We start from the raw sequence: 9,450 nt of genomic DNA on the forward strand, positions 1-9,450 counted from the left end.
CCGCTGGACTGCGCAGCAGGCCCATTTTCAGGGCCGCTGCGCGCCCCAGCGGGAGCAAGCTCCCTCGCCACAGGTTAATTAGATCCCGGCGAGTGCCAGGTCCATCGCGAAGTAGGTGAAGATCAAGTCCGCACCGGCGCGCTTGATCGAGCCCAGGGTTTCCCGCACTACGCGGGCTTCGTCGATCGCGCCCGCCTGGGCGCCGAACTTGATCATCGCGTACTCGCCGCTGACCTGGTACGCCGCCACCGGCAAACGCGAGGCTTCGCGGATGTCGCGGATGATGTCCAGGTACGCGCCGGCCGGCTTGACCATCAGCGCGTCCGCACCTTCCTGCTCATCCAGCAACGATTCGCGCACCGCTTCGCGGCGGTTCATCGGGTTCATCTGGTAGCTCTTGCGATCGCCCTTCAGCGCGCTGCCGCCGGCTTCGCGGAACGGGCCGTAGAGGGCCGAGGCGAACTTGGTGGAATAGGCCATGATCGGGATATGGCTGAAGCCTGCTTCATCCAGGGCCCGGCGAATGGCCTGGACCTGCCCGTCCATCGCGGCAGACGGCGCGATCACATCGGCACCGGCACGAGCGGCAGCCACAGCTTGCTTGCCAAGGTTGACCAGGGTGCGGTCGTTGTCGACTTCGGCGCCGTGCATCACGCCGCAATGGCCGTGGTCGGTGTATTCGCAGAAACAGGTATCGGACATCACGATCATTTCCGGCACCGCATCCTTGATGATCGAGGACATGCGCGACACCAGGCCACGCTCTTGCCAGGTGTCACTGCCCGAGGCGTCCAGGTGGTGGGACACGCCGAAGGTCATCACCGACTTGATCCCGGCTTTCGCATAGCGTTCGATCTCGCCGGCCAGCTTCGACTCGGGAATGCGCTGCACCCCGGGCATGCTGGTGATCGGCACGAAGTCGTCGATTTCTTCTTCAACGAAGATCGGCAGCACCAGGTCATTGAGGGTGAATTCGCTTTCCTGGAACAGGCCACGCAACTCCGGGGAGCGGCGCAGGCGGCGTGGACGGGCTTCGGGGAACTGGCTGGACATTGATGCTCCTGAAAAAAGGCAGGCCAAAAATCTTTGGGGCGAAAGCTTATGCCTCGTGCACCGCAGAGCACAAACGCCAAGTGCGGAACAGTTTATTGCAGGCTTGGTAACAATTGCATTGATCTAGAGCTGTAGACGGCCTTCAATGCAAACGGCAACCGCGCCGCCGACCCAGATTTCCTCGCCGCTGTGTTCAATGCGGATTCGCCCGGCGCGGCCCATGGCGGTGCCCTGGCTGACCACATAGCGGCTGGGCGCCAAACCCTCGCCCAGCAACCACTGGGCGACACCGGCGTTCAGGCTGCCGGTGGCCGGATCTTCCGGAGCGCCGTCGCCGGCAATAAAGGCCCGCACCTCAAACTGCGCCTCATCGCCATCCCGCTCGGGGTTCCACGGGGCGATCACGCCCACGGCCAAGCCCTGCAACTGCGAATAGTCAGGCCGCAGTGCCAGTACCTGCTCGCGATCCGCCAGCATCACCGCCAGCCAGCCCGCGCCGTTATCCACCCACTGGCTGCGCAAAATCGCACCGGGCTCAAGGTCCAGGGCCCGACGCACGCGCTCGACCAATTCAGCTTCTAGCGGGCCGGAACGCAGCAACGGTGGCGCGATAAACGCCAGTTCATCGCCCTGGCGGCGGATGCGCACCAGGCCGATCTCACACTCCTGGATGATCTCCTCCCCAGCGGGTTGGCCACCGGCCAGCAACCAGGCATGGCAACTGCCCAGGGTCGGATGGCCGGCAAACGGCAACTCCTTGAGGGTCGTGAAGATCCTTACGCGGTAGTCCGCTCGTGGATCACGGGGCTTGAGCAGGAAGGTGGTTTCGCTGAGGTTGGTCCAGTTGGCGAAATCCGCCATCTGCTGGTCGCTCAGGCTGTCGGCGCCCAGCACCACGGCCAACGGGTTGCCCTTGACGGCCACACTGCTGAAAACGTCCAGTTGTTTGAAGTCGAAAGAAGCCATGCCGGTCCTTATGCTGGGATGTTCAAGCCACGGATCACCGCCGGCCGGGCGACGAACCCGTCCAGGGCCCGCAGTACGTTCGGGAAGTCGGTAATACCCACCAGGTCGCCAGACTCATAGAAGCCGATCAGGTTGCGAACCCACGGGAAGGTGGCGATATCGGCGATGCTGTACTCGTCACCCATGATCCAGGTGCGGCCCAACAGGCGCTTTTCCAGCACCTCCAGCAAGCGGCGCGACTCGGCGACGTAGCGATCGCGCGGGCGCTTGTCTTCATAGGCCGCGCCGGCGAATTTGTTGAAGAACCCCACCTGGCCGAACATCGGTCCGATACCGGCCATCTGGAACATCAGCCACTGGATCGTCTCGTAACGCATCGCCGGGTCTTCGGGAAGCAATTCACCGCTCTTCTCGGCGAGGTAGATCAGGATCGCGCCCGACTCGAACAGCCCCAGCGCCTGGCCGCTCGGGCCATTCGGGTCGATGATCGCCGGGATCTTGTTGTTGGGGTTCAGCGACAGGAACTCGCTGGAAAGCTGGTCCTGGGTCTCGAAACTGACCTTGTGCGCCTCGTAGGGCAGGCCGATTTCCTCGAGCATGATCGACACCTTGACCCCGTTGGGCGTGGGCAACGAATACAGCTGCAGACGCTCGGGATGCCGGGCCGGCCATTTGGCGGTGATGGGGAAGTCTGAAAGTGAGTTCATCATGGGACTCCTGATAAAAGTAGGAGAGTAGTGGTTCGGTGCCTATCGTGCATCCGTCTTAATTCAGCAACATCGGCGGGTTAATCTCCTGCACACGGCAAGGATGCCGCCCCATCTCCCCCGCGAAACGAACCAAACTGCCTTGGGGAACTCTTAAAGAGCGCCCGATGGCTGGGCTTGCTTGCCCTGAATCCCTGCACCGAGACTTAGAACCATCATGACCATCAAGCCTCTGTGCCTTGCGAAACGCTTCAAACGCTACTCTTACATCCTGCTGCCGGTATTGCTGGTGAGCGCCGCGGTCGGCCTTAGCCTGGAATCGCGGATCAGCCGCGCCCAGCCGGTCGACGGCGTGCAAACCCTGGTGTTCCTGCGCCATGGCGAGAAACCTGCCGGGGGCCTCGGCCAACTCAACTGCCAGGGGCTTAACCGTGCGATGAACCTGGCCACCGTGCTGCCGGAAAAATTCGGCAAGGCCAACTACGTGTTCGCACCCAACCCGACCCGCAATGTCGAGGAAGGCGAGAAAGACAACTCCTACAGCTACATCCGCCCGTTGATGACCATCAGCCCCAGCGCGATCAAGCTCGGGTTGCCGGTCAACATCAAGTTCTCGGCCAATGACACCAGCGCCCTCGCTGACGAACTGGTGGAAGACAAATACCACAACGCCGTCATCTACACTGCCTGGTCCCATGGGTATCTGCCGGACTTGATCAACAAGGTGGCAAGCGAGGCCGTCGGTGAAAAACATGTGATTACCGACGATTGGTCCGGCAGCGATTTCGATAGCTTGTATGTGTTGACCCTGACCTGGCACAACGGCAAGGCCTCGCTGCTCAGCCGCAACTACAAGCAAGGCCTGGACAATGGCCAGCAGACTTGCCCGGACGCAACGCAAGTCAGCGCCGATATCTGACCGCCCCCGAAGACCCGTGGCGAGGGAGCTTGCTCCCGCTGGGCTGCGAAGCGGCCCCAAAATTCTGGGAGCGCTTCGCACTCCAGCGGGAGCAAGCTCCCTCGCCACAGTGCTTCGGAGGCGGCCTTGTACAGCGTATGATGTTGCGCTATTGACTCACCTGCGGATCATCTACATGTCCAACCTCTCCTCCACCCAGCCTGCCCGGGGCTGGTCCTTCTGGTGGAAACCAGCGCTGTTCCTGCTGGTGGCCTGCGTCGGCCTCTACTACGTGAAATGGTCGCCCTACTACGCCAAGGCGTTTATCGCGGCAGACAACCACAGCATCGGCGCCTCGATTCTCAACGACCAGCAAAGCGCGCCACTGGCCGCCGCGCTGGCCTATGCCCAGGTGTATTTCCTGGCGATCTGGAAAGCTGCCGTATTGGCGGTCATTCTCGGCTCATTGCTGCAGGTGCTGATCCCACGGGACTGGCTGCTGCGCCTGTTTGGCCGTGCCGGGCTGGGATCTACCCTGCGTGGCGGGCTGTTCGCCCTGCCGGGGATGATGTGCAGTTGCTGCGCCGCTCCGGTGGCGGCCGGTATGCGTCGGCAGAAAGTCTCGGTCGGCGCGGCGCTGGCGTTCTGGATTGCCAACCCGGTGCTGAACCCGGCGACACTGGTGTTCATGGGCTTTGTGCTGGGCTGGGGCTTTACTGCGCTGCGGTTGGTGGCCGGGATCGTGCTGGTGGTGGGTGTTTCGCTGGTGGCGCAACGCATCGCGCGGCCGGAGCAGGTACCGGAAGCCGCGCTCGACGCCGTGGCCCAGGCCAGCCATGCCGAAACCGAACCGTTCCTGACCCGCTGGCTGCGCACCCTGTGGCAGCTGTTCTGGAGCACGATTCCGGTGTACATCCTGGCGGTGCTGATCCTTGGCGCGGCGCGGGTCTGGCTGTTTCCCCACGTGGACGGCGCCATGGCCAACAGCCTGGTGTGGCTGGTGCCTCTGGCGATTGTCGGCACGTTGTTCGTGATCCCGACCGCCGCCGAAATCCCCATCGTGCAGACCATGATGACCCTCGGCATGGGCACCGGCCCGGCCGTGGCCTTGCTGATGACACTGCCGAGCGTGAGCCTGCCGTCGCTGCTGATGCTGCGCAAGGATTTCGATGCGCGGGTGCTGGTGACCGTGGCCGGGCTGACGATGCTGATGGGGGTGGTGTGTGGGCTGATCGGGGCGTTTATCCTGTAGTGATCGAGTGAACTCGAGGGCCTCTTTCGCGAGCAAGCCCGCTCCCACATTAGACCGCGTGTATCCTGTAGGAGTGCGGTCGAATGTGGGAGCGGGCTTGCTCGCGAAGGGGCCGGCAAACTCAATCAATCACGTACGCCGAGCGAGCCTGTCCCGGAAATACTCCACCACCGCCGCTTGCTCTCCCGCAAACTCGATGCGTGCGCCTTTGCTTTCCCGCTGGAACGCATACATCGGGTCGTAGTACTCACGCAGCAGCCCTTCAATCCAGCCGCGGTGCAAATCCACCGCGCCGCTGCTGGCTTGTTCTGCCAATGCTTCCTGCATGATCGCGTGCAACCGCGCAAACCGCTCGCCGCCCAGGCGCTTGTGGATATTGGCCAGGCTCTGGGTCAGGCGCTCGGCAAACAGTTCCTGGCCAGTGTCGCCAAACACCGCGACAAACTCGGCGCAGAGGTCCACCACATAATCCTTCAGGATGCGCTCCACCCGGCCTTCAACGCTGTCTTCCAGCCAGACCATCGGGAAGCCCTGCATGCCTTTGTGCAGGGGCAACGGCAGCGCGCAGCTGCCGATCATGCGGCTCTCATCCTCGACCACAAACTGCTCGATACCGGCGGCACGCTTTTTCAGCAGGTCCACCGCCAGGCGGTTTTCGAAGTCGATGTTGGAAGGTTGCGCCGTGGCGCGTTTGCCGAAGCTGGAACCGCGATGGTTGGCGTGGCCTTCCAGGTCCAGGGCGTTGTTCAACTGGCCGAGCACTTCGGTCTTGCCGGTACCGGTCATGCCGCCCAACAGTACGAAGTCGCATTGCGCGGTGGCGCTTTCAACCGTGTCGAGCAGGAAAGTCCGCATGGCCTTGTAGCCACCGCCCACTCGCGGATAGTCGATACCCGCCTCGGTTTTCAACCATTGCTGGGCAATCTGCGAACGCATCCCGCCGCGAAAGCAGTACAGCAGACCATCCGGATTGGCCTGGGCAAAACGCGCCCAGTGTTCGATACGTTCGGCCTTGATCGCCCCGGACACCAGTTCGTGCCCGAGAACAATGGCCGCCTGCTGGCCTTGCTGCTTGTAACAGGTGCCCACCCGTTCGCGTTCGTCGTCGGTCATCAACGGCAGGTTGACCACCCCGGGAAACGCGCCCTTGATGAACTCGATCGGCGCACGGGTATCCATCATCGGCCGGTCGTTGAGAAAGATATCGCGGTAATCGGTGATGTCGATGGGCATCAGAACACCTCTACCGCGTTGGTCTGTCGCTCAACCAGTTCGCCGATCGGCTCAAGGTTCAGGCCCAGCTCCGCCGCCACGGCGAGGAATTCGGCATTGCCTTCGGGGGTGACCGCCACCAGCAGCCCGCCGCTGGTTTGCGGGTCGCACAGCACGCGCTTGTGCAGTTCGTTAAGGCGCCCCAGCTTGCTGGCGTAGCTGTCGAAATTGCGCAAGGTGCCGCCGGGGACGCAGCCCTGTTCCAGGTAGTACTCAACCCCGGGCAGGCGTGGGACTTTTTCGTATTCGATGCGGGCAGTTAATTGGCTGCCGTCAGCCATTTCCACCAGGTGGCCCAACAGGCCGAAACCGGTGACGTCGGTCATGGCCGTGACACCGGCCAGCTTGCCAAAACGGCTGCCGGGTTTGTTGAGGGTGCACATCCAGTCACGGGCCAGGCCCACGTCGGCCTCGCGCAGCTTGCCCTTCTTCTCGGCCGTGGTGAGGATGCCGATGCCCAGGGGTTTGGTCAGGTACAGCTGGCAACCGGCGGTGGCGGTGTCGTTGCGCTTCATGTGGCGCTTCTCCACCAGCCCGGTGACGGCCAGGCCGAAGATCGGCTCGGGGGCGTCGATGGAGTGGCCGCCGGCCAGGGGAATCCCGGCAGCGTCACACACGGAACGGCCGCCGCGAATCACTTCCCGGGCAATCTCCGGAGCCAGCACGTTGACCGGCCAGCCGAGAATCGCGATGGCCATCAACGGATCGCCGCCCATCGCATAGATATCGCTGATGGCGTTGGTGGCGGCAATGCGGCCGAAGTCGAAGGGGTCATCGACGATCGGCATGAAAAAGTCGGTGGTGGACACCACGCCGCGCTCCTCGTCGATGGCGTACACCGCCGCGTCATCGCGCGAAGCGTTGCCTACCCAGAGCTTGGGGTCGAGGTTCTGTGCGCCACTGCCGGCGAGGATCACTTCCAGTACCTGAGGTGAGATCTTGCAACCGCAACCAGCACCGTGGCTGTATTGGGTCAGGCGAATCGGCTCGTTCATGGGTATCCCTCAAGGCGTCAAGTGGGCGGATTCTAGCAGACAGCAAAAGGCCGACTGCATGCAGTCGGCCTTTATGTTCAGCCCTTAGTGTTTGCCAGCAAGCCGTTTATGCCGGTTGCGTCGCATCATGTTCAGGCATTCGATAGCCGCCGAGAACGCCATGGCCGCATACACATAGCCTTTTGGCACATGGGCGCCGAAACCTTCGGCGATCAGCGTCATACCGATCATGATGAGGAAGCCCAGGGCCAACATCACGATGGTCGGGTTGTCGTTGATGAACTTGGCCAGCGGCTCGGCCGCCACCAACATCACGATCACCGAGACCACCACGGCAATGATCATGATCGGCAAGTGCTCGGTCATGCCCACGGCGGTGATGATGCTGTCGATGGAAAACACCATGTCCAGCAGCAGGATCTGGCCAATCGCCGAGGCGAAGCCCAGGGTCACGCTCGGCGCGCCGGTGTCCACATGCTCCTTCTCGGGGTCCATGCTGTGATGGATCTCGGTGGTGGCCTTCCACACCAGGAACAGGCCACCGGCGATCAGGATCATGTCTTTCCAGGAGAACGACTGCCCCAGGATGTCGATGACCGGCTCGGTCAGCTGCACGATAAAGGCGATGGTGCTCAACAGGCCCAGACGCAGGATCAATGCCATGCTGATGCCGATGCGGCGGGCCTTGGCCCGGTGCTTCACCGGCAACTTGTTGGTGAGAATCGAGATAAAGATCAGGTTATCGATCCCCAGCACGATCTCCATGACGATCAGGGTGGCCAGTGCGATCCACGCGGTCGGGCTGGCGGCCAGTTGTAAAAGGTAATCCATAGGTCATTCCTGGTGTTGTGTGCGGGTATCAGGTTTCTTGGGAGGTGGACTCAGGCTTGCTGTCTTCCTGTTCCGGCTTGTCCGGCTTGCCTTGCGGCGGTGCGATCAAGCCCTTGGTCGCGTCACTCAACGCCTGTTCGGCGGCCTGGTGGGTGTCGTCAATCACTTGCTTGGCCGACTCGGTGGCCTTGCCCAGCAGTTGTTGCGCGCTTTTTTCCGCTTGGTCACAGCCACTGAGCATGACTAATGAAAGCCCAAGTAACGCCGTTGCGCCCAGGGAATTGAGTTTCATGATGCGTTCCTCGTTAGAACCGTCGGGTCCAAGTAGTGGCCCCTCGATAGCGACGCATTCTATGCAGGGGAACACTTCAGGAAAATTCGTATTTTTTTCGTTTATACTTCGGTTTTCACGAAGTATTGGCCGCCATGCTCAATTACCGACAACTGCACTACTTCTGGGTCGTCGCCAAGACCGGCAGCATCGTGCGCGCCTGCGAGCAACTGAACCTCACGCCGCAGACCATCAGCGGGCAGATCAGCCTGCTGGAACAGACCTTTGGCGTGGCATTGTTCCAGAAGGTCGGGCGCCAGCTGGAGCTGACCGAAGCCGGGCGCCAGGCGCTGCCCTATGCCGAGCAGATGTTCCAGCTGGGCAATGAGCTTGAAGCGATGTTGCGCACCCAGCCCAATGAGCAGCAGATCCTGTTCCGGGTTGGCGTCGCGGATGTGGTGCCCAAGTCCATCGTCTATCGGCTGATTGCGCCAACCATGGAGTTGAGCGAGCCGATCCGCATCACCTGCCGTGAAGACAAACTCGAACGCTTGCTGGCGGACCTGGCGATCCAGCGCCTGGACCTGGTGATCTCCGACAGCCCGATGCCGCCGCACCTGGACATCAAGGGCTACAGCCAGAAGCTCGGGGAATGCGGCATCAGCTTTTTCGCAACCCAGGCATTGGCTGACCAGCATCGCGGCGATTTCCCACAATGCCTGCAGGGTGCGCCGCTGTTGATTCCGGGGGCGGAGACGGTGGTGCGCAGCCGTTTGCTGCGCTGGTTTGCCGAGCAGCAGATCCAGCCACGGATTGTCGGGGAATTTGACGACAGTGCGTTGATGCAGGCCTTTGGCCAATCCGGCAGCGGGATTTTTATCGCGCCGAGCGTGATTGCCGACGAGGTGGAGCGCCAGTATGGCGTGGCGCTGATCGGCCAGACGGATGCGGTGACCGAATCGTTTTATGCAATCTCGGTGGAGCGCAAGGTCAAGCACCCCGGCATCGTGGCGATTACCGAAGGTGCCAGACGGGAGCTGTTCACTTCCCTGCCCTGAAGGCTCAGGCGCAGACGGCGCGGGTCTTGGCGGTCATCAGCCACAGCGCCAGCAGGATCGACAACAGGATAAAGCCCGCCGCGGCAAACCCGAGGCTGCCCAGGCCCAGGGTGTCGATCACGTGCCCGCCCACCAGCGCCCCCAGGC

General features: G+C 62.2%; 10 protein-coding genes and 1 pseudogene. 3 read left to right on the forward strand and 8 right to left on the reverse strand.

From position 1 onward, the window contains the following. Nucleotides 1-78: 78 nt before the first annotated feature. The 3 genes from hemB to HX786_RS31125 all read right to left on the reverse strand — a co-directional run bounded on the left by hemB (nucleotide 79) and on the right by HX786_RS31125 (nucleotide 2,726). Nucleotides 79-1,053, reverse strand: coding sequence for a porphobilinogen synthase (gene hemB, locus HX786_RS31115; RefSeq protein WP_003211635.1), 975 nt, complete (start codon nucleotides 1,051-1,053; stop codon nucleotides 79-81). 123 nt (nucleotides 1,054-1,176) lie between these two features. Next, nucleotides 1,177-2,019: a PhzF family phenazine biosynthesis protein gene (locus HX786_RS31120; RefSeq protein WP_177021653.1), complete on the reverse strand. Its 843-nt coding sequence runs from the start codon at nucleotides 2,017-2,019 to the stop codon at nucleotides 1,177-1,179. 8 nt (nucleotides 2,020-2,027) lie between these two features. Then, nucleotides 2,028-2,726, reverse strand: coding sequence for a glutathione S-transferase N-terminal domain-containing protein (locus tag HX786_RS31125; protein ID WP_008435902.1), 699 nt, complete (start codon nucleotides 2,724-2,726; stop codon nucleotides 2,028-2,030). A gap of 217 nt (nucleotides 2,727-2,943) precedes the next feature. Here HX786_RS31125 and HX786_RS31130 point away from each other — a divergent pair, with 217 nt between their 5' ends. Both HX786_RS31130 and HX786_RS31135 read left to right on the forward strand, forming a co-directional pair. Further along, entirely contained in the window at nucleotides 2,944-3,645 is a 702-nt protein-coding gene (locus HX786_RS31130) for a histidine phosphatase family protein (RefSeq protein ID WP_177009759.1), read from the forward strand. Nucleotides 3,646-3,820: 175 nt separating this feature from the next. After that, entirely contained in the window at nucleotides 3,821-4,876 is a 1,056-nt protein-coding gene (locus HX786_RS31135; protein ID WP_003211251.1) for a permease, read from the forward strand. 129 nt (nucleotides 4,877-5,005) lie between these two features. On the opposite strand, the gene mnmH is transcribed toward HX786_RS31135, so the two are convergent. From mnmH to HX786_RS31155, 4 genes are all read right to left on the reverse strand, one after another. Next, nucleotides 5,006-6,109: a tRNA 2-selenouridine(34) synthase MnmH gene (gene mnmH, locus HX786_RS31140; protein WP_102604856.1), complete on the reverse strand. Its 1,104-nt coding sequence runs from the start codon at nucleotides 6,107-6,109 to the stop codon at nucleotides 5,006-5,008. Further along, entirely contained in the window at nucleotides 6,109-7,143 is a 1,035-nt protein-coding gene (gene selD / locus HX786_RS31145) for a selenide, water dikinase SelD (RefSeq protein WP_003211248.1), read from the reverse strand. The genes mnmH and selD overlap by 1 nt, the downstream gene beginning before the upstream one ends. A gap of 84 nt (nucleotides 7,144-7,227) precedes the next feature. Beyond that, the gene (locus HX786_RS31150) at nucleotides 7,228-7,974 is read right to left on the reverse strand and encodes a TerC family protein (protein WP_178913058.1); all 747 of its coding nucleotides are present in this window, start codon (nucleotides 7,972-7,974) and stop codon (nucleotides 7,228-7,230) included. 28 nt (nucleotides 7,975-8,002) lie between these two features. Further along, entirely contained in the window at nucleotides 8,003-8,266 is a 264-nt protein-coding gene (locus tag HX786_RS31155; protein WP_023658942.1) for a hypothetical protein, read from the reverse strand. 134 nt (nucleotides 8,267-8,400) lie between these two features. On the opposite strand from HX786_RS31155, the gene nhaR reads away from it, so the two are divergent. After that, nucleotides 8,401-9,303, forward strand: a complete 903-nt coding sequence (gene nhaR, locus HX786_RS31160) for a transcriptional activator NhaR (protein WP_003211241.1) — start codon at nucleotides 8,401-8,403, stop codon at nucleotides 9,301-9,303. Between the two features lie 4 nt (nucleotides 9,304-9,307). Here nhaR and HX786_RS32130 read toward each other — a convergent pair. Further along, nucleotides 9,308-9,450, reverse strand: a pseudogene (locus HX786_RS32130) (MFS transporter); the annotation flags it as partial.

It is taken from the genome of Pseudomonas sp. 21615526 (assembly GCF_013386245.1).
Classification (GTDB): domain Bacteria; phylum Pseudomonadota; class Gammaproteobacteria; order Pseudomonadales; family Pseudomonadaceae; genus Aquipseudomonas.